The sequence below is a fragment of the Streptomyces sp. NPDC015532 genome (assembly GCF_043078065.1).
Classification (GTDB): Bacteria; Actinomycetota; Actinomycetes; order Streptomycetales; family Streptomycetaceae; genus Streptomyces.
This window is the reverse complement of the sequence record NZ_JBIBSY010000011.1, coordinates 216,936-236,811: the sequence shown is the minus strand read 5'-3', so window position 1 is coordinate 236,811 and position 19,876 is coordinate 216,936. Positions and strand designations below refer to the sequence as shown.

Here is a 19,876-nt window from a genome sequence, read left to right as displayed (position 1 = left end):
TCCCGGCCGCCGGCCGTCGTTCGGGGACGACCGCGCCTCCTTCCGGCACCGGCCGTCCGGGCAGCCGGACGCCGGCCGAACCAACGGCTCCGCACGGCGGTGCGATGCTCCCGCGCGGCCATGTCCGTCCGGCGCCCGAAGGTCCGTCCCGCGGTCCGGAACACCTCCTGGCGCGAAAGGTGAACACCTCGGCCCCTCCCGGCGTACTGATCGGCACAGCGACAGTCGTCTGCCCGCCCGTCAGGTACGCGGACAGGCAGATCCGGATCCAAGGAGCAGACCATGAAGGCGACCGCGCAGATCGGCGTCACAGGGCTCGCGGTGATGGGCCGCAACCTGGCCCGCAACTTCGCCCGGAACGGCTACACCGTCGCCGTCCACAACCGCACCCCCGCGCGCACCAAGGCACTGGTCGAGGAGTTCGGGCACGAGGGCGCCTTCGTCGCGGCCGAGTCGGCCGAGGACTTCGTCGCGGCGCTGGAACGCCCCCGACGCCTCATGATCATGGTGCAGGCGGGTGCCGCCACCGACGCCGTCATCGAGGAGTTCGCCCCGCTGCTCGAAGACGGCGACATGATCATCGACGGGGGCAACGCCCACTTCAGTGACACCCGTCGTCGTGAGCAGTCGCTGCGCGAACGCGGCATCCACTTCGTCGGCGCGGGTGTGTCCGGCGGCGAGGAGGGCGCCCTCAACGGGCCGAGCATCATGCCGGGCGGCTCCCCCGAGTCGTACGCCTCGCTGGGCCCGATGTTCGAGTCGATCAGTGCCAAGGTGGACGGCGAGCCCTGCGCCACGCACATCGGCACCGACGGTGCCGGGCACTTCGTCAAGATGGTGCACAACGGCATCGAGTACGCCGACATGCAGCTCATCGGTGAGGCCTACGACCTGCTCCGGCGCGTCGGCGGCTACACGCCGCAGCAGATCGCGGAGATCTTCCGGCGCTGGAACAAGGGCCGCCTCGACTCGTACCTCATCGAGATCACCGCCGAGGTCCTGGCGCACACGGACGCCGCCACGGGTGAGCCGTTCGTCGACGTCGTGGTGGACGCCGCGGGGCAGAAGGGCACCGGCCGCTGGACCGTGCAGACCGCCCTGGACCTCGGCTCCCCGGTCACCGCCATCGCGCAGGCGACCTTCGCCCGCGCCGCCTCCAGCCAGGACGGACTGCGCTCCGCCTACCGCGGCCTGCCCGGCGGCACCCACTGGGAGCTGTCGGGAACGGAGGCCGAGCGCTTCACCAGCCAGGTGGAACACGCCCTGTATGCCTCGAAGTTGATCGCCTACGACCAGGGCTGGAAGATGATCCTGGACGCGGCGGCCGAGTACGGCTGGGACATCGACCTCGGTGAGGTGGCGAAGATCTGGCGCGGCGGCTGCATCATCCGCGCGGCGTTCCTCGACCGTATCCGCGCCGCGTACGCCGTCGATCCGGGCCTGGTCAGCCTGCTCTCCGACGCGGGGTTCGCCACCGAGATCAAGGACGCCCAGGTCCCGTGGCGCGAGGTCGTCTCCACGGCCACCCGCAGAGGCGTGCCGGTGCCCGCGTTCTCGGCCGCCCTGTCCTACTACGACACCCTGCGCGCCGACCGGCTGCCCGCCGCCCTCACCCAGGGCCAGCGCGACTTCTTCGGTGCCCACACCTACCGGCGCACCGACCGCCAGGGCAGCTTCCACACGCTGTGGGGCGAGGCGTCCCGCAACGAGACCGAGGTCCTGTGACCGCCACCGGTCGATGAGTGAGCGAGGGGCGGGCCGTACCTCCGTGATGACGGAGATACGGCCCGCCCCTCTCCCTCTTTGACGCCGGGGGTCTCCCGTCGCGCCGGTCCGGACGTGATGTCCCTCGTGTCGGGTCTGTTCGGGTATGAGCCGTCGGATCGCTCCGGGAGGGTGTCTCGGTGAGCGGGGCGGCCCGGTATCCAAGGCGGACATTTTCGCGTCGACGGCTCGTTCGGTACGTGCGTCGATGTCGCCATCCCCGCCCTGACCGGGGCAGATGCCGCGCGCCGGGGCCTTCCGCTCTCCGCCGCGGGACCGGGCGGCCTCTGCCACCGCTCGCGCGCTCCGCGATCCCCTTGCACTGTTGGGGTGTAACGAGGAGGTGCGGTGCCATGCGCGGAGCACAGGGTGCGAGGCAGTGGTGCTGGCGCTGGCGGAGGAATCCGCTGCGTCGCCGTGACGACGTCTTCGAGGCGTGGATCGTACTGATCGTCTGGATGGTGATGGTGCTGGGAGGCACCCTCGCCGGCCTGGCGACCGCCCACGCCGCCGACGAGTCCTTCACGCGGCTGCGCCACGACCGGCACGCCATCCCGGCCGTACTGGTCAGCAGTACGGAAAGGTCGATACCCGCCGGAGAGGGCTCGGCCTACGACCATGTCCGGGCGACGGTCCGCTGGAACGCGCCGGACGGGACACCACACGTCGGCAGCGCCCTGGTGGAATCCGGGCACAAGGCCGGATCGCACGTGGTGATCTGGACGGACGCGCGGGGCCGGCCCACCACGGCACCGCCGACCACGAGCGCCGCGGCCACCGAGGCCACCCTGCTGGGCGTCGCCGCGGCCGTGGCCCTGGGCGGCCTGGTCTTCGGCGCGGGCGGCCTCGCCCGGTGGCGGCTCGACCAGCGGCGCTACCGCCGGTGGGAGCGCGAGTGGGAGCGGCTCGGGCCGCAGTGGGGGCACAAGACTCCCTGACCGAGGTGGGTCCGTTCCCATGGTCGAGACCCCTTGTCCCCGGCAGGCGTCAACCAGCCTGTGCGGTACGGGACTTCACGTCTCCCGGACGGTGTCGCCGTCCGGGAGACGCTCGGCGGTGGTGAAGGGGTCCCGGAGGCGTTCAACAGTGACCGGGTCCCGGGGGCGTTCGGCGGTGACCGGGTTCCGGGGGCGTTCGGCGGTGACCGGGTTCCGGGGCGTTCGGCGGTGACGGGGGCCGGGGCGGTCATGGCGCCGAGGACGCGCGGCGGGGCCTCGCGGAGCCGGCATTCCGCTTCCGCGGAAGCCCTCGGTCCCGGCCGGTGCCATGCGGCCCATGACCGGGGCCGCATGGCCCATGGCGGCGGGCGCGCCTCGGGCGGAGATTGGAGGCGGAAGGGTCGCGCGCCAGGAAGAGGCAGGATCATGAACACTTCCACCACATCCACCATGTTGCGGGCGCTGCCCGCCCACCAGCAGGAACGGCTGCTGGCCATGGCCCGCGAGGTGTCGTTCCCCGAGGGCACCCGGCTGTTCGAGGAAGGCCGTCACGCGGACCGGTTCTGGATCATCCGGACCGGGACGGTGTCCCTCGACCTGCGGGTCCCGGGCCGCCGTGCGGCCGTCATCGAGATCCTCGGTCACAACGAACTCGTCGGCTGGTCCTGGCTGTTCGCCCCGCACATCTGGCATCTGGGCGCCGAGGCGACGAGCCCGGTCCGCGCCTACGAGTTCGATGCCGAGGACGTCCGGGCCCTGTGCCGCGACGATCCCGAACTGGGCATGGCCGTGGCCCAGTGGGCGGGCGAGATCGTCGGCCACCGGCTCCAGTCGGCCCGGACCCGGCTGCTGGACCTGTACGCCCCCTACGGCAGCGGCAGCGCGCGCTGACCGCCGGCGCCGGGCGGGTCGGTGAGCCCCCCGCCCGCGACGGGGGAACGTGTGCGGACCCGTATGGGACCGGTCGGCCCTAGTGCATCGAGGCCGGAAGCGTGACGATGGCCTGAGCGGGCCCACGGTCCGTGGTCCGTCACTGAACAAGGGGTCGCCATGGCCGAGGCGCGTACGTTCTCCGAGCGGAACCCGATCAGGGTCTTCCTGCTGGACGACCACGAGGTGGTGCGCCGGGGTCTGACCGACCTCCTGGACTCCGAGCCCGACATCTCGGTGGTCGGTGACGCGGGCAGCGTCGCGCACGCCCTGGTACGCGGCCCCGCGCTGCGGCCCGACGTGGCCGTTCTCGACGTACGGCTGCCGGACGGCGACGGCATCAGCGTCTGCCGGGAACTGCGCAGCCGGATGCCGGAGCTGTCCTGTCTGATGCTGACGTCGTTCGACGACGAGGAAGCGCTGCTCGACGCGATCATGGCCGGGGCGGCGGGCTACGTACTGAAGCAGATCAAGGGATCCGACCTGGTCTCGGCGGTCCGTACCGTCGCGTCCGGCCAGTCGATGCTGGACCCGACGACCACCGCCCGGCTGATGCGCAAACTGCGCGCGGACCCGGCCGAGGAACCGGCCCCCTCGCAGGAGCTCGCCGGCCTGTCACCGCGCGAGCGGGACATCCTCGCGCTGATCGGGGACGGGCTCACGAACCGTGAGATCGGCAAGGAGCTCTATCTCTCCGAGAAGACGGTGAAGAACCACATCTCCCGGCTGCTGGCCAAACTCGGCGTCCAGCGCCGCGTCCAGGCCGCGGTCATGGCCAACCAGCTCGAACACCCGGAAGCGGCCGGCCACCACTCCACGCGCTGAGTCCCGCCCCCGGCCGCTCCCCGTTCACCGGTCGCCTGTCCCCCGTCACGAGTGTCCCCCCGTCCCGTCCCGGGTTCCCGTGCCGCGTCCCCCGTCATGGTCGCCATTCCGGCAGCGTGAGTGTGCAGGACTCACCCGGCGCCACCGTGACCGTGCGGTCCGCCAGGGTGATGTCGATCGGCGGCTCGTCCGACGCCGGCACACTGACGCTCAGCCTCCCCCCGCCCAGGTGCAGTTGCACACCACGGTGCCCCCGGTAGCGGATCGCGAGACCGTACTCGGACAGCTCCGGCAGCGGGACCGGATCGAACCGCAGGGCTGCGCCGCGGGTCTCCAGACCGGTCAGCCCGCGCTGGACGAGATCGAGGGTGCCCGCCATCGCGCCCAGGTGGATGCCCTCCCCCGTGGTGCCGCCCTGGAGGTCGGCGATGTCGCCCCGCAGAGCCTCGTGGATGTACGTCCAGGCCTCGGCGCGCCGGGCCCGGCCCAGCACCCAGCCGTGCACGAGACTGCTCAGCGTCGAACCGTGGCTCGTGCGGCTCAGGTAGTGGTCGACGGTGCGCCGCCAGAGGGTGTCGTCCACCTCGTGTCCGAGCCTGCGGAACAGAGCGCCGAGTTCGGCCGGCGCGAAGAGATAGCCCAGCATCAGCACGTCCGCCTGCTTCGAGGCCTGGTAGCGGTTGACGCTGTCGCCCTCGGCCTCCAGGATCCGGTCGAGCCGCCGGATGTCGCCGTACCGGTCCCGGTAGCCCTCCCAGTCGAGCTCCGCGAGGTCGCCGTAGCCCTCGAACTGGCTGATGACCCCGGCGTGGAAGGGCACGTGCAGTCCGCTCGACACGTCGTGCCAGAGGTCGAGTTCGGCGGGGTCGAGGCCGGTCCGCTCCACCATGTCCCGGCGCAGCAGCTCGGGCAGCTCGCCCAGCACGTCGAGAGTGCGGGCGAGCACCCAGGCGGCCGTGACGTTGGTGTACGTGTTGTCGTCGAGCCCGGGCCGGATGGCGTCCGGGTAGGCGTCGTGGTACTCGTCGGGGCCCACGACACCGCGGATCCGGTAGCGGCCGAGGGCGGCGTCGTACTCGGCGAAGCCGGCCCAGAATCGGGAGATCTGCACGAGCATCTCGATGCCCTTGGTGTGCAGGAACTCGGTGTCGCCGCTCGCCTCGCAGTACTGCCACACGTTGTACGCGATGGCCGATCCGACGTGGTGCTGGAGGTGCGAGTGATCGGCCAGCCAGCGCCCGGATCGCGGGTTCAGGTGCAGTTGCTGGGTCTCCTCCCGTCCGTCGCTGCCGCTCTGCCACGGGTACATCGCGCCGGTGCGGCCGGCGTCCTGGGCCGTCCGGCGGGCCCGCTCCAGACGGCGGTGGCGGTAGGTGAGCAGGGCGCGGGAGACCTCGGGGAAGTGGAGGTTCAGGTACGGCAGCACGAACAGCTCGTCCCAGAAGACGTGCCCGCGGTAGGCCTCGCCGTGCAGCCCGCGCGCCGGGACGCCGACGTCGAGCTCCGCGGTGTGCGGGGAGAGCGTCTGGAGCACGTGGAACAGGTGCAGACGCAGGATCGGTCCCACGCTGCCCCGCACGTCCACTTCGGCGTTGCGCCACAGTGCCTGCCACGCGGTGCGGTGGGTGTCCAGCAGCCCCTCGAAGTCCGCGGCCCGCCCGACCCGGTCGACGGCCGCGTCCAGCGGGTCCTTGATCGCCAGGTCTTGGGAGGTGTGCAGGGCGACGGTCTTGTCCACGGTCACCGTCCGGCCGTCGCTCAGCGCGATCCTGAGCGACTGGGCGGCACGTCCCGGGGTGTGCGCGTCCGTGGTCTCGGCGGGGGCGTCCGTGACGGTCCGGGCGGCCATTCCGATGCCGATCTCCGAGGCGTAGGTGCGGCAGCGCAGCCAGACCGTGTCGGGTTTCCCGGTACCGGCCCTGACGTCCGTCAGGTGGCGGGAGGCGAGGGAGCGATAGCGCTCGACTCCGCTGTTGGTGACCGTCCCGTCGAGCGCCGACTCGATCTCGACGGGGCCGGACCAGCCCTCGGCCGTCACCTGCGTGCGCAGCAGGGCGAGGTGGGGATCGGCCATGTGGACCAGGCGAAGCTGCCGCACGGCGAGGCGCCGGCCCTCCTCGTCCTCGTAGCGCACGGTGCGTTCCAGGGTGCCCGCGACCAGGTCGAGGCTCAGCCGGTGGTCGAGCAGCCGGTGGGAGTCGGGGGTGAGCCAGGTCCCGGTCGCGGTCCGCACGCGCAGGGGCAGCCAGTTGGGGAGGTTGACCATGTCCTCGTTCTCGACCTGGTGCCCGGCCACCTGCGAGGTCAGACGGTTGTAGCAGCCGGCCGCGTACGTGCCCGGGTAGTGGACGGAGTCGGCGGAGCACTCCGGGGCGGCGCCCCGGGTCGCGAAGTACCCGTTGCCGAGGGTGCACAGCGATTCGCGCAGACGTTCCTGCGCCGGGTGGTAGCCCTCGTAGTCCCAGGTGAGGTCGTCCATGCCTTCATCCTCCGGTACGGGAGGCCCGCCGGCCTCGCGGCACACGCGGGGCGACGGCGGCCCTGTCCCGTGAGCGCGGGCCGTGGGCGCGGGCCCTCAGCCGGTCCAGGTCCAGTCCGCGACCTCGGGAAGGTCGGTGCCGTGTTCGCGGATCCAGATGGCGTGGCGGGAGCGGGCGTCGGCCATCTTCTGGCGCAGGGCGGCGGCACGGACGCCGAGGCCGGGCACGCGGTCGATGACGTCCATGACCAGCCGGTAGCGGTCCATGTCGTTGCGGACGACCATGTCGAAGGGGGTCGTGGTGGTGCCCATCTCCTTGTACCCGCGCACATGGAGGTTCCCGTGGCCGGTGCGGCGGTAGGCGAGCCGGTGGATGAGCCAGGGATAGCCGTGGTAGGCGAAGATCACCGGCTTGTCCGTGGTGAACAGTCCGTCGTACTCGAAGTCGCTCATCCCGTGCGGGTGTTCCTCGCTCGGCAGCAGCCGGGTCATGTCGACGACGTTGACGACGCGGACGGCGAGCTCGGGCAGATGGCGGCGCAGCAGGTCGGAGGCGGCCAGGATCTCCTGGGTGGGAACGTCGCCCGCGCAGGCGAGGACGACGTCGGGGTCCCGGGCGCCGTCGGCGGTTCCCGCCCAGTCCCAGATGCCGGCGCCGCGGGCGCAGTGGGCACGGGCCTGGTCCATGGAGAGCCAGTCGAAGCAGGGCTGTTTGCCGGCGACGACGACGTTCACGTAGTCGCGGCTGCGCAGCACGTGATCCATCACGGACAGCAGGGTGTTGGCGTCCGGCGGCAGGTAGACGCGCACGACCTCGGGGCTCTTGTTGAGGACGTGGTCGACGAAGCCGGGGTCCTGGTGCGAGAAGCCGTTGTGGTCCTGGCGCCAGACATGTGAGGTGAGCAGGTAGTTGAGGGAGGAGATCGGGGCGCGCCAGGCCAGGTCGCGTGACGTCTTCAGCCACTTGATGTGCTGGTTGACCATGGAGTCGACGATGTGCACGAAGGCCTCGTAGCAGGAGAACAGACCGTGCCGGCCGGTGAGGGTGTAGCCCTCCAGCCAGCCCTGGCAGAGGTGTTCGGAGAGGATCTCCATGACGCGGCCGTGCCGGTCCAGGTGCTCGTCCACCGGCAGGATCTCTGCCTGCCAGGCCTTGCCGCTGGCGCCGAAGACGGCCTCCAGGCGGTTGGACGCCGTCTCGTCGGGGCCGACCAGCCGGAAGTCGCGGCGCTCGGTGGTCTCGCGCATGACGTGTTCGAGGAGGCCGCCGAGGACCCGGGTCGGCTCGTGCGCGGTGGCTCCGGGCTTGTCCACCGGGACGGCGAAGCGCTCCAGGGGCGGGAGCGGGAGATCACGCAGGAGGAGGCCGCCGTTGGCGTGCGGGGTGGCGCCCAGGCGCCGCGAGCCCTCGGGCACGCAGGCCAGTACGTCGGCCACCGGCCGCCCCTGGGCGTCGAAGAGTTCCTCGGGGCGGTAGGAGCGCAGCCAGGTCTCCAGCTGCCGCAGGTGTTCGGGGTTTTCACGGACTCCGGCGAGGGGCACCTGATGGGCGCGCCAGGTTCCTTCGACGGGCTCACCGTCGACCTCGGCGGGGCCGGTCCAGCCCTTGGGTGTGCGCAGGACGACCATGGGCCAGCGGGCCCGCTCGGTGATGCCTTCCTCGCGGGCCGTGCGCTGGAGCAGCGCGATCCGGTCCAGGGCCCCGTCGAAGGCGGCGGCCAGGGCGCGGTGCACCTGGGCGGGGTCGTCGCCGGTGACGTGGATCGGTTCGTGGCCGTATCCGCGCAGCAGTTCGTCGAGTTCGGCCTCCGGGAGCCGGGAGAGCACGGTCGGGTTGGCGATCTTGTAGCCGTTGAGGTGCAGGATCGGCAGGACGGCGCCGTCGTGGACCGGGTCGAGGAACTTGTTGGAGTGCCAGGACGCGGCGAGCGGTCCCGTCTCCGCCTCACCGTCACCGATCACGCAGGCGACGAGCAGGCCGGGGTTGTCGAAGGCGGCTCCGTAGGCGTGGGCGAGGGAGTAGCCGAGTTCGCCTCCCTCGTGGATGGAGCCGGGCGTCTCGGGGGCGACATGGCTGGGCACTCCGCCGGGGAAGGAGAACTGCCGGAACAGCTTCTCCATGCCCTCGCGGTCCCGGGGGACGGAGGGGTACGTCTGGCTGTACGTGCCCTCCAGCCAGGAGTTCGCCAGCACGGCCGGACCGCCGTGCCCGGGACCCCATACGCACAGCGCGTCCAGGCCGCGTGCCTTCACGACGCGGTTGAGGTGGGTGTGAACCAGGTTGAGGCCGGGCGAGGTGCCCCAGTGGCCGAGCAGGCGGGGCTTGATGTGCGCGGGAGTCAGGCGCTCGGTGAGCAGCGGGTTGGACATCAGATAGATCTGGCCCACGGCAAGGTAGTTGGCGGCCCGCCAGTGGGCGTCCAGAGTGCGCAGTTCGTCGTCGGTCAGTACGGTGCTGTCCTGGTGTTCGGCCTTGGGCATGGAGACTCCGTCGGTCATCGGGGTACGTCGGCAAGGCGGGTCATCGCGGCGCTTCACAGGAGGCGTCATCGGGCGGAGGAGGCGGCATGGCCGAGGAGAAGACGGCGAAGGTGCCGCGTGAGGCCTACGAGCGGGAGCTGCTGCGTCTGCAGACGGAGCTGGTGAAGCTCCAGGAGTGGGTACGGACCGAGGGCGCCCGGGTGGTGGTGGTCTTCGAGGGCCGGGACGCGGCGGGCAAGGGCGGCACGATCAAGCGGGTGGCGGAGCATCTGAACCCGCGCGTCGCGCGGATCGCGGCGCTGCCGACGCCCACCGAGCGCGAGCGGACCCAGTGGTACTTCCAGCGCTACGTGGAGCATCTGCCGGCCGCCGGGGAGATCGTGCTGTTCGACCGGAGCTGGTACAACCGCGCCGGGGTCGAGCACGTCATGGGCTTCTGCACGAAGGAGGAGCACCAGATCTTCCTGCGGCAGTGCCCGATCTTCGAGCGGATGCTCGTGGAGGCGGGTGTGCTGCTGCGCAAGTACTGGTTCTCGGTGAGCGACGCGGAGCAGCAGAAGCGGTTCCGGCGCCGGCTGCAGGACCCTACGCGGCGCTGGAAGCTGTCGCCCATGGATCTGGAGTCGATCACCCGCTGGGAGGCCTACTCCCGGGCGAAGGACGAGATGCTGGTGCACACGGACATCATCGAGGCGCCGTGGTTCGTGGTCGAGAGCGACGACAAGCGCCGCGCCAGGCTGAACATGATCGCCCATCTGCTGTCCACCGTCCCGTATCGCGAGGTGCCGCCGCCCGTTCTGGAGCTGCCCGAGCGGCCGCCGTCGACGGGGTACGTCCGCCCGCCGCGTGATCTGCAGACGTTCGTCCCCGACCACGCGGCGAGCCTCTGAGACGTTGGCACCCGGCACGGGGGGGGTCAGCTCCCTTCGCCGAAGTCGAAGACGATCCGGGCCTGGATCCGGCCGTGCAGGACCTCGTCGATGGACTCGTTGACGGAGGCGAGGGGCCGGGACTCGCGGATGACCCGGGTCCGCCCCGCGGCGTGCAGTTCGAACACCTCGGCGAGGTCCTGGCGGGTGCCGACGATGGAGCCGATCACGGAGGTGCCGTTCAGCACGGTCTCGAAGATCGGAACCGGGATCGTGCCGTGGGCCGGCATCGCGACCATGACGAGTTTCCCGCCGCGGCGCAGGCCCTTGTACACCGCGGAGAAGGCGTCCTCGTTCACCGCGAGGGCCAGCGCGGCGTGCGCGCCGCCGTGGCGCTTGAGGACCTCGGCGGGGTCCTCCTTGCGGGCGTCGATCACGATGTCGGCGCCGAGTTCCGAGGCGAGTTCGAGTTTGTCGTCGGTGACGTCGATCGCCGCCACGGTCGCCCCGGCGATCTTCGCGTACTGCAGGGCCAGGTGGCCGAGTCCGCCCACCCCGGAGATGGCGACGAGCTGGCTGGGCCGGACGTCGGCGACCTTCAGGGCCTTGTACGTGGTCACGCCGGCGCAGGTGAGGGGGGCCGCGTCGAGCGGGGAGACGCCCTCGGGCACCGGCTGGGCGAAGTCGGCCCAGGCGAGCATCTTCTCGGCGTAGCCGCCGTCGCATCCGTAGCCGGTGTTGATCTGCTGCTCGCACAGCGTCTCCCAGCCGGAGAGGCAGTGCTCGCAGCGTCCGCAGGCCTTGCCGAGCCAGGGCACGGCGACCCGCTGGCCCAGGGTGAGATGGGTGACGCCCTCGCCCAGCGCCTCGACGAGGCCGACGCCCTCGTGTCCGGGGACGAACGGCGGGCTCGGTCTGACCGGCCAGTCGCCGTGGGCCGCGTGGATGTCGGTGTGGCAGAGCCCGGAGGCCTCCAGCCGGACGCGGACCTGGCCGGGGCCCGGCTCGGGGTCCGGGCGGTCCTCGATGACCAGCGGCTCACCAAACGCTCGTACGACGGCTGCTTTCATCAGGTGTCTCTCCTTGCGCGATCGGGCCGCAGCCAGCCCCGGGTCCGGGGGGCGGCCCGCGGCGATCAGGTGTGCGGAACGACGGCGACGGGGGCGGTGGCGTGGTGGAGCACGGCGTGCGTGACGGGGCCGATGTGGGCACCGAGCGCGGCACGGCGGATCCTGCGGCCCACGACCACGAGCGAGGCCTCCCGGGAGGCGTCGACGAGGTGGTTGGCCGGCTTGCCCGACAGGGAGTCCTCGACGATCTCGACGGCCGGGTACTTCTCGCGCCAGGCACGCAGGGCCGCCGTCATGGCGACGGCGTCCTCGGCGGCCAGCCGGGTGTTCATCTTCAGGTCGGGGGGCAGCCCGTACGCGATGTAGGGCGGCTCGTTCCAGGAGTGAACGACCCGCAGCGCCGTGGAGCGCAGGAGGGCCGCCTCGAAGGCGAAGCCGATCAGCGAGTCGTCGGGGGCGCCGGTGTCCAGTCCCAGCACGACGGGACGGAAGGGCGCCGCGGCGGACGGGATGCCCGTCGGGTCCGGCAGGTGCTCGTCCGCGGCCTGCTCACCGGCCCGTACGAACACCACGGGCCGCCCGGAGTGGGCCGCTACGGCCAGTCCGACCGAGCCGACCATGAAACCGCCCGCCCCGCTGAGTCCTCGCGTGCCGAGGACCAGGAGTTCGGCGTCGTCCGCGGCCTTCAGCAGCACCTCGGCGGGCCGGCCCGTGAGCTGCTCCGTGGTGACGTCGACCCCCGGGTGGCGGGCCCGTACCCCTGCGGCGGCTTCGCGCGGGATCCGCTCGCTCCAGTGCTGGTGGGTCTCGGCCCCGAGCAGCGGCGCCTCTGCCAGCGGGTCAGGAGCCGGTTCCCATACGTTGAGCAGCCTGACCGGCAGGGCGCGCAGCCGCGCCTCTCGGGCGGCCCATTCGGCGGCGGCGAGACTCTCGGGAGAGCCGTCGAGGCCTACGGTGACAGTGCGTGGCATGGTGTCCACCTCCTGAATCGGGGGCCCGTCGGGGTCCGATTCCAGGGTCGGTCGAAAGGGTCGGGTGGGACAGGGGCCGCTGGTCCCCGGTGGGGGCCGTTCGGCCCAAGCCGGGGCACCGCGCCGCACGGGAGGGCGGAGCCCTCTCGGGGTCCCGCCTCCCGCCCGGGGCCGGAGCGGCCCGCGACCGGATCGACCGCCGTGCTCAGCGTGAGCCGTCGGCCGGGTACGGGGCGGGCACCCTTGCGGCCACCCGCATCGGCCCCACCATCACCGTGCCCGCAACCGCGCGGATCCGCAGCACGAATCCGCCGATCAGGGCGAGCCCCGCGCCGAGCGGTCCGGCCGGACAGGTCCTAGTCCGTGCCGGTCCCGGCCCCGTGCAGCATCCGGGCCACCAGCAGGGCGCCTCCGGCCGCCGCCCCTACCGCTCCCGCGGCCAGGAATCCGTGGGTGGAACGCCAGGACAGTACGGACCACCGCGACTGCGCGGAGAGCACCGATCCCGTGCTCAGCCACGAGCCGGTCGAGATCAGCGACAGGGCGGAACCGATCGAGCCGACCGACAGGGCGCTGCCGATCGAGCCGACCGACAAGGCCGAACCGACGGACCCCACGGACAGCACCGATCCCACGGAGCCGATCGACAGCACGGAATCCTGTGACCACAACGACAGCACCGAACCAGAGGACGTACGAGGGACCGACCGTGCGGACAGCTTTGTCATGGGGCCATCTTGCCCCGGGCCGCTCCGCCTCGGGCGGTTGTCGACGGGTGACGGGGGCCCACTGCTTTGCGCGGCCTCCTCGCTTCAGAGCGTGGAGCGCTCGCCCGCCGCCCCGAGCGTGTCCGCCAGTTGCCCCAGCAGCGAGCGCAGCAGTTCGTCGTCCCCGTCGTTCAGCACCGGCCAGCGCGCGCGGACCTCGCGGTCCAGGCGCCGCCAGTACGTCCGGCCGCGCGGGGTGAGGTGGGCGAGGATGCGACGCCGGTCGTACGGGTCGACGCGGCGGTAGAGGAGGTTCTGGTCCACGAGATGGTCGACGAGTCTGGTCAGCGTGGCCGGCGGGAGGAAGACGGCCTCGGCGATCGCGGTCATGGGGTGGCCCGCGCCGTCGGAGAGCAGCGCGAGAACCCGCCAGGCGTCGAGGGAGCAGCCGTCCTCGTCCAGGACGGACCGGAGCCGCTGTGCTGCCAGGCGTTCCGCCCGCGTCAGCAGCTGCATCAGATCCTGGGGCTGACGCGGCGATGGGGTCGGCATCCTGCTCCTCGCTCCCGGGGGGTGTACATGGTACGAGACGGATTGGAGTTCACCGGGCCGACCCGGAATCATGACGCCATGTTCCGGCCCGATGCGCCTGTGCCCGACTGGTTCACGGCAGACGACTCCGTGTTCGGTGTGGCCCTCGTCCTTCCCCTCCAGGGATCGGCGGGCATCTTCGGGCCCACCTGCGAACTGTGCGCGCAACTGGCGGCGGAGGAGGTCAACCGCACGGGCGGGGTGCTCGGCAAGGAGCTGCGGCTGCTGCCCGTGGACGGGGGTGGCACACCACGCGAAGTCGCGGACCACGTCGAGGCGTTGGTGGACCTGGGGGCCGTGCAGGGCGTCACGGGCTGGCACATCTCCTCGGTGCGCCAGGCCCTCGCCCCGAGAATCGCGCATCGGGTTCCCTACGTCTACACCGCCCTGTACGAAGGCGGCGAGCACACCGCCGGGGTGTTCCTCACGAGCGAGACACCGCGTGACCAACTGCGTCCGGCCATGGGCCTGCTGGCGCACGAGCGCGGGCTGCGCCGCTGGTTCGTCGTGGGCAACGACTACGTGTGGCCGCGCCGTACGGCCCGGGCCGCCCACGTGTACGCGCGTGAATGCGGCGGCAGTATCCAGGGAGAGGTGTATCTGCCGCTGGGCACCCATGACTTCGGTGCGGTGCTGCGGCGGATCGAGCGCACGCAGGCGGACGGCGTCATCATGCTGCTGGTCGGCAGTGACGCGGTGCGCTTCAACCGGGCGTTCGCCGCGGCCGGCCTCGACACCCGGTGCCTCCGGCTGAGCACCCTGATGGACGAGAACATGCTGATGGCCAGCGGTCCTTCGGCCACGGTGGATCTGTACAGCACGGCCGGGTTCTTCTCTTCCCTCGCCGGCCGGGACACCCTCGACTTCCACGGACTGTACGCAGGGCGGTTCGGGATCGAGGCGCCGGCCCTCGGCAGTTTCGGCGAATCCTGTTACGAGGGTGTGCTGTTGCTCGCCGCGCTCATCGGCCGGGCCAGGTCCCTCGATGTGTCCGCGATCGGGGCGGCGGCCGAGACCGTGTCCTACGAGGGGCCCCGGGGGCTGCTCCATCTGCGCGGCGGTCATGTGCGCCAGCGCATCTACCTGGCACGGGCCGAGGGGCTGGACTTCGACGTGGTCGCCGAGCTCGACCTTCACGAACCCGGCTCTTGACACCGGCTCGCCGGTGCCAAGATACTTCCCGCGGGAAGTAATCAGAATGCCTCGGGCGTGTCATGAATTCGGATGCCGAATTCCGCCCCGGGCATTTTTTGTTGCCCTCCCGAGCGCCCCCGAACGCTTCATGAGAGCGGGAAGATACGGCCGGGAAAGTACCGCGAAACACCTTGGAAACAGGCTGACTTGAGGCTGTGGACCGCACTTCAGGAGGTTGTCTCCTCCACAGCCCGAGGGGGTTCTATTGTCCAGCGGTTCCCGAATTCTCCGACGCCGGATCGCAGCCGGTGCCGCCGCGCTCGCGACCGTCGTCGCGCTCTCCGCGTGCGGCGCCAAGACCGACGCGGGCGGTACGTCCGACAAGGCCGCGAAGGCGGACGTGAGCGGCGACACCGTCAAGGTGGGCCTGCTCAACTCGCTGTCGGGCACGATGGCGATCAGCGAGGTGACCGTACGCGACTCCCTGAAACTGGCCATCGGCGAGATCAACGCCTCGGGCGGAGTGCTCGGCAAGAAGATCGAGCCGATCAGCGAGGACGGCGCCTCCGACTGGCCGACGTTCGCCGAGAAGGCGAGCAAGCTGATCAGGGAGGACCGGGTCGCGGCCACCTTCGGCTGCTGGACCTCCGCGAGCCGCAAGGCCGTCAAGCCCGTCTTCGAGAAGAACAAGTCGCTGCTCTTCTACCCCGTGCAGTACGAGGGACTTGAGCAGTCGCCCTACATCTTCTACACCGGCGCCACCACCAACCAGCAGATCGTCCCCGGCCTGGACTATCTCAAGTCCCAGGGCAAGAAGCGGATCTACCTGGTCGGCAGCGACTACGTCTTCCCGCGCACCGCCAACAAGGAGATCAGGGCGTACGCGAAGGCCAACGGCATGACGGTGCTCGGCGAGGACTACGCGCCGCTCGGCTCCACCGAGTTCAGCACGATCGCCAACAAGGTGAAGGCGTCGAAGGCGGACGCGGTCTTCAACACCCTCAACGGCGACTCGAACGTGGCCTTCTTCAAGGAGTACAAGTCCGCCGGACTCACCGCCAAGAGCATGCCGGTGGTCTCGGTGTCGATCGCCGAGGAGGAGGTCAAGTCGATCGGGGCGCAGTACCTGGCGGGCCAGTTGACGGCCTGGAACTACTACCAGACCACCCCGGGGGCCGCGAACACCGCGTTCGTGAAGGCCTACAAGGCCAAGTACGGCAAGGACAAGCCGACCAGTGACCCGATGGAGGCCGCGTACACCTCGGTCTACCTGTGGAAGGCGATGGTCGAGAAGGCGAAGTCGTTCGACCCCGAGAAGGTCAAGGCCGCTTCCGACGGCATCACCTTCGACGCGCCGGAGGGCAAGGTCACCGTGGACGGCGCGACCCAGCACATCTACAAGACCGCCCGCATCGGCAAAATCGGCTCCGACGGGCTGATCAAGCAGGTCTGGGACTCCGGCAAGCCGATCAAGCCGGACCCCTACCTGAAGGGTTACGACTGGGCCTCCGGGCTCTCCTGACCACCCGTCGCGCGGGGCCTGGTGCGCACAGGCCCCGCGTCCCGACTCCCCGGAGCCGCCCCATGACCGTGATTCTCGGGCAGTTGTTCACCGGCGTCAGTATCGGTGCCGTCCTGCTCCTCATCGCGCTCGGCCTCTCGCTCACCTTCGGCCAGATGAATGTCATCAACATGGCCCACGGCGAGTTCATCATGGCCGGCGCCTACACCACGTACGTACTGCAGAAGTCCATTTCCGGCGCGGGAATTTCGCTGATCGTCGCTCTGCCCGTCGCGTTTCTCGTGTCGGGGGCCCTCGGAGCCCTGCTGGAATGGCTGCTGATCCGCCGCCTTTACCTCCGTCCCCTCGACACCCTTCTGGTCACCTGGGGTGTCTCGCTGATGCTTCAGCAACTCGCCCGTGACATTTTCGGTGCGCCGAATGTGCAGACCCGCGCACCCGACGTCCTCACCGGGCACATCACGGTCATCGGCGGCGACGACCCGCTCACCTTCGCCAACAGCCGGCTGTTCATCCTCGGCCTGGCGGTCACGGCGGTCGTGGCCCTGTCCCTCACGCTGCGGCTGACCCCGCTCGGGCGGCGCATCCGCGCGGTGGTGCAGAACCGGGACCTCGCGGAGGTGTCCGGCATCTCCACCGGTCGCGTGGACCGCACCGCCTTCTTCATCGGCTCCGGGCTCGCCGGGGTCGCCGGGGTCGCGCTGACCCTGGTCGGCCCGATCGGGCCGACGATGGGCACCAACGTCATCATCGACGCCTTCCTGGTGATCGTGGTCGGCGGCATCGGGCAGCTCAAGGGCAGCGTGATCGTCGCCTTCGTGCTGGGCTCGCTGCAGTCGGTCCTGGAGTACTCGACCACCGTCAGTGTCGCGAAGGTCCTGGTCCTCGTGGCCATCGTCGCGTTCCTCCAGTGGCGGCCGCAGGGCCTGTACACGCTGCGCACGAGGAGTCTGGTATGACCACCACCACTCCCCTGGCCCCGAAAACGAGTCAACTGCCGCACGGACGGGGCCGGTTCGCCGCGGTGCGTCCCGCCGCCGGGTTCGCGGCGGCCGCCCTCGTGCTCTTCGCCGTCGCCCCCTTCGCGCTGTCCGACTTCCGGCTCGGACTGCTCGCCAAGTACCTGTGCACGGCCATGGTCGCGGTCGGCATCTGCCTGGCCTGGGGGCGCGGCGGCCTGCTCACACTCGGCCAAGGGGTGTTCTTCGGGCTGGGCGGCTACGCCATGGCCATGCACCTGAAGATCGCGGACGCCGGACCCGGCAACCTGCCCGACTTCATGCAGCTGTACGGGACCGCCACCGAACTCCCCTGGTGGTGGGCGCCGTTCGCGAATCCGGTGTTCGCGATCGCCGCGACCGTCCTGCTGCCGATGACCGTCGCCGCGATCCTCGGTTCCTTCATCTTCCGGCGCCGGGTCAAGGGCGCCTACTTCGCGATTCTCAGCCAGGCGCTCGCCGCGGCCTTCGCGATCTGGCTGGTCGGCCAGCAGGCCACGACGGGCGGCACCAACGGACTGACCGACATCCAGGGCTTCTTCGGCTACGACCTGAACGACCCCGTCAACCAGCGGATGGTGTACTTCGTCATCGCCGCGGTGCTGCTCCTGCTGATCGCGCTCGCCCGTCAGCTGATGCACAGCCGCTACGGCGAACTCCTCGTCGCCGTAAGGGATTCCGAGGAACGGGTGCGATTCCTCGGCTACAACCCCGCGAACGTCAAGCTCGTGGCGTACGTCGTCGCGGCGGGCATGGCCGGCCTGGCGGGCGCGCTGTTCGTGCCCGCCGTCGGCATCATCTCCCCCGCGCTGGTCGGCATCGTGCCGTCCATCGAGCTCGTCATCGGCGCCGCGGTCGGCGGCCGGGCGAGCCTGACGGGCGCGGTGCTCGGCGCGATCGGCGTCGCCTGGGCCAGGACGGCCCTGTCCGAGGAGTTCCCCGCGGCCTGGACGTACTTCCAGGGGCTGTTGTTCATCGTCGCCCTGGCGTTCCTGCCGGGCGGTCTCGCCTCGCTGGCCGCGATCGTGAAGCGGCGCCGGACGGCCCGAGGACTCTCTGGAGAAACGGCATGACGGAGTTTGCGGACAGTGAGCCCGCCGGGCTCGAAATTCGGGGACTGCGGGTGACCTTCGACGGTTTCGCCGCCGTCGACGGGGTGGACCTCGATGTGCGGCCGGGGGATCTCCGCTTCCTGATCGGGCCGAACGGCGCGGGCAAGACGACGCTGGTCGACGCGGTCACCGGACTGGTGCGGGCGACAGGATCGGTGCGCTTCGGCGGTGCCGACCTCCTCGGCCGCAGCGTGCACCGGATCGCCCGCTCGGGGATCGGCCGCACCTTCCAGACGGCCGCCGTCTTCGAGGAGTTGACGGTCCTTCAGAACCTGGACATCGCGGCGGGCGCCGGACGGGGCGCGCTGACGATGCTGCGCCGCCGCAAGGGCGTGCCCGAGTCCGTGGCGCGCGCCCTGGAGACGGTGGGCCTGGCCGGCCGCGCCGACCACCCGGCCGGGACGCTCGCGCACGGCCAGAAGCAGTGGCTGGAGATCGGCATGCTGCTCGTGCAGGACGTCCGGCTGCTGCTGCTCGACGAGCCGGTCGCGGGCATGAGCCAGGACGAACGCCAGGCCACCGGACGGCTGCTGGAGCGCATCAGCGAGGAGCGGACCGTCGTCGTCATCGAGCACGACATGGACTTCATGCGGTCCTTCGCGCGCAGCGTCAGCGTGCTGCACGCGGGCCGGGTACTGAGCGAGGGAACGGTGGCCGAGGTACAGGCGGACCCGAAGGTGCAGGAGGTCTATCTCGGGCACACACCCGCAGAGGACACCGCGGCGGCCGTGCCCGGACCGACGGCCGTACAGGAGGCGTGATGCTGGAGATCGACACCGTCCATGTCGGGTACCACCGCAGTCTCGTGCTGCACGGCGTCTCGGTCGAGGTGCCGAGGAACGGGGTGGCGGCGGTGCTCGGGCACAACGGAGCGGGCAAGAGCACCCTCCTGCGGGCGGCCGTCGGGCTGCTCGGCCCGCAGAGCGGCTCCGTCCGCCTGGACGGCGAGGACATCACCCGCCGCAAGCCCCACGAACGGGTGGCCCGCGGTATGGCGTACGTCCCGCAGGGCCAGCAGGTCTTCCCGCACCTCACGACCGCCGAGAATCTCCGGCTGGTCGCGGACGGGCGCCGCCGCGGCAAGGAGGCGACCGCCGAGGCGCTGGACCTGTTTCCGGCGCTGCGCGCCCTGTCGGGCCGCCGCGCGGGTCTGCTCTCGGGCGGCCAGCGCCAGCAACTGGCCATCGCGCGGGCCCTGGTGGCGGAACCTCGGGTCCTGCTCCTCGACGAGCCGACCGAGGGCATCCAGCCCTCCGTGGTCGCCGAGATCGAGGAGACGATTCTCGCGCTGGCCGCCCGGGGCGGTCTGTCGGTGCTCCTGGTCGAGCAGCACGTCGGCTTCGCGATGCGGGCCGCACAGCGCTACTACGTCCTGGAGGCGGGCCGGGTCACCTCGTCCGGCGAGGGCGGCCGGGACGCCGAGCGGACGGTGCGGGAGGCCCTCAGCGTGTGACCCCGGGTGGAGTCCGCCCGGCACCCTGATGA

17 protein-coding genes are annotated in these 19,876 nt (G+C 71.0%); 11 read left to right on the top strand and 6 right to left on the bottom strand.

Going from position 1 to position 19,876, the window contains the following annotated elements:
• Positions 1-282: 282 nt before the first annotated feature.
• From gndA to ACF07B_RS29300, 4 genes are all read left to right on the top strand, one after another.
• Positions 283-1,725 carry an NADP-dependent phosphogluconate dehydrogenase gene (gene gndA / locus ACF07B_RS29315; RefSeq protein WP_392181166.1) on the top strand — a complete coding sequence of 481 codons (1,443 nt, stop codon included), beginning with the start codon at positions 283-285 and terminating at the stop codon, positions 1,723-1,725.
• Positions 1,726-2,117: 392 nt separating this feature from the next.
• Positions 2,118-2,702 carry a hypothetical protein gene (locus ACF07B_RS29310; RefSeq protein ID WP_384243168.1) on the top strand — a complete coding sequence of 195 codons (585 nt, stop codon included), beginning with the start codon at positions 2,118-2,120 and terminating at the stop codon, positions 2,700-2,702.
• 426 nt (positions 2,703-3,128) lie between these two features.
• Positions 3,129-3,593: a cyclic nucleotide-binding domain-containing protein gene (locus ACF07B_RS29305; RefSeq protein ID WP_392181165.1), complete on the top strand. Its 465-nt coding sequence runs from the start codon at positions 3,129-3,131 to the stop codon at positions 3,591-3,593.
• 159 nt (positions 3,594-3,752) lie between these two features.
• Positions 3,753-4,457 carry a response regulator gene (locus ACF07B_RS29300; protein ID WP_392181164.1) on the top strand — a complete coding sequence of 235 codons (705 nt, stop codon included), beginning with the start codon at positions 3,753-3,755 and terminating at the stop codon, positions 4,455-4,457.
• Positions 4,458-4,551: 94 nt separating this feature from the next.
• On the opposite strand, the gene ACF07B_RS29295 is transcribed toward ACF07B_RS29300, so the two are convergent.
• Together ACF07B_RS29295 and ACF07B_RS29290 are read right to left on the bottom strand one after the other, a co-directional pair.
• Positions 4,552-6,936 carry a glycoside hydrolase family 65 protein gene (locus ACF07B_RS29295; protein ID WP_392181163.1) on the bottom strand — a complete coding sequence of 795 codons (2,385 nt, stop codon included), beginning with the start codon at positions 6,934-6,936 and terminating at the stop codon, positions 4,552-4,554.
• A gap of 96 nt (positions 6,937-7,032) precedes the next feature.
• Positions 7,033-9,417 (bottom strand): phosphoketolase, encoded by a 2,385-nt coding sequence (locus ACF07B_RS29290; protein WP_392181162.1) that lies wholly within the window; start codon positions 9,415-9,417, stop codon positions 7,033-7,035.
• Between the two features lie 86 nt (positions 9,418-9,503).
• Between ACF07B_RS29290 and ppk2 the strand changes: the two genes are divergently transcribed.
• Positions 9,504-10,307, top strand: a complete 804-nt coding sequence (gene ppk2, locus ACF07B_RS29285; RefSeq protein ID WP_369482284.1) for a polyphosphate kinase 2 — start codon at positions 9,504-9,506, stop codon at positions 10,305-10,307.
• 26 nt (positions 10,308-10,333) lie between these two features.
• Here the strand turns inward: ppk2 and ACF07B_RS29280 are convergent, their stop codons facing one another.
• The 4 genes from ACF07B_RS29280 to ACF07B_RS29265 form a co-directional block, all read right to left on the bottom strand.
• Positions 10,334-11,356 carry a zinc-dependent alcohol dehydrogenase gene (locus tag ACF07B_RS29280; protein ID WP_392181161.1) on the bottom strand — a complete coding sequence of 341 codons (1,023 nt, stop codon included), beginning with the start codon at positions 11,354-11,356 and terminating at the stop codon, positions 10,334-10,336.
• A gap of 65 nt (positions 11,357-11,421) precedes the next feature.
• Positions 11,422-12,327, bottom strand: a complete 906-nt coding sequence (locus ACF07B_RS29275) for a universal stress protein (protein WP_392181160.1) — start codon at positions 12,325-12,327, stop codon at positions 11,422-11,424.
• Positions 12,328-12,683: 356 nt separating this feature from the next.
• Positions 12,684-13,055, bottom strand: coding sequence for a hypothetical protein (locus ACF07B_RS29270; RefSeq protein WP_392181159.1), 372 nt, complete (start codon positions 13,053-13,055; stop codon positions 12,684-12,686).
• An 84-nt stretch (positions 13,056-13,139) separates the two neighbouring features.
• Positions 13,140-13,586 (bottom strand): MarR family winged helix-turn-helix transcriptional regulator, encoded by a 447-nt coding sequence (locus tag ACF07B_RS29265; protein WP_369482281.1) that lies wholly within the window; start codon positions 13,584-13,586, stop codon positions 13,140-13,142.
• 78 nt (positions 13,587-13,664) lie between these two features.
• On the opposite strand from ACF07B_RS29265, the gene ACF07B_RS29260 reads away from it, so the two are divergent.
• The 6 genes from ACF07B_RS29260 (at position 13,665) to urtE (ending at position 19,844) form a co-directional block, all read left to right on the top strand.
• Positions 13,665-14,777, top strand: a complete 1,113-nt coding sequence (locus tag ACF07B_RS29260) for a substrate-binding domain-containing protein (protein ID WP_392181158.1) — start codon at positions 13,665-13,667, stop codon at positions 14,775-14,777.
• Between the two features lie 247 nt (positions 14,778-15,024).
• Complete coding sequence (gene urtA, locus ACF07B_RS29255) at positions 15,025-16,281, top strand: urea ABC transporter substrate-binding protein (RefSeq protein ID WP_384236492.1); 1,257 nt, start codon at positions 15,025-15,027, stop codon at positions 16,279-16,281.
• 62 nt (positions 16,282-16,343) lie between these two features.
• On the top strand, positions 16,344-17,240 hold the full coding sequence (urtB, locus tag ACF07B_RS29250) for an urea ABC transporter permease subunit UrtB (protein WP_369482277.1): 897 nt from the start codon (positions 16,344-16,346) through the stop codon (positions 17,238-17,240).
• Positions 17,237-18,352 (top strand): urea ABC transporter permease subunit UrtC, encoded by a 1,116-nt coding sequence (gene urtC / locus ACF07B_RS29245; protein ID WP_392181157.1) that lies wholly within the window; start codon positions 17,237-17,239, stop codon positions 18,350-18,352. The genes urtB and urtC overlap by 4 nt, the downstream gene beginning before the upstream one ends.
• Complete coding sequence (urtD, locus tag ACF07B_RS29240; RefSeq protein WP_392181156.1) at positions 18,349-19,152, top strand: urea ABC transporter ATP-binding protein UrtD; 804 nt, start codon at positions 18,349-18,351, stop codon at positions 19,150-19,152. Before urtC ends, urtD begins: the two co-directional genes overlap by 4 nt.
• A complete protein-coding gene (urtE, locus tag ACF07B_RS29235; protein ID WP_369482274.1) occupies positions 19,152-19,844 on the top strand; it encodes an urea ABC transporter ATP-binding subunit UrtE in 693 nt (230 codons plus the stop codon). Before urtD ends, urtE begins: the two co-directional genes overlap by 1 nt.
• The last annotated feature ends 32 nt before the right edge of the window (positions 19,845-19,876 follow it).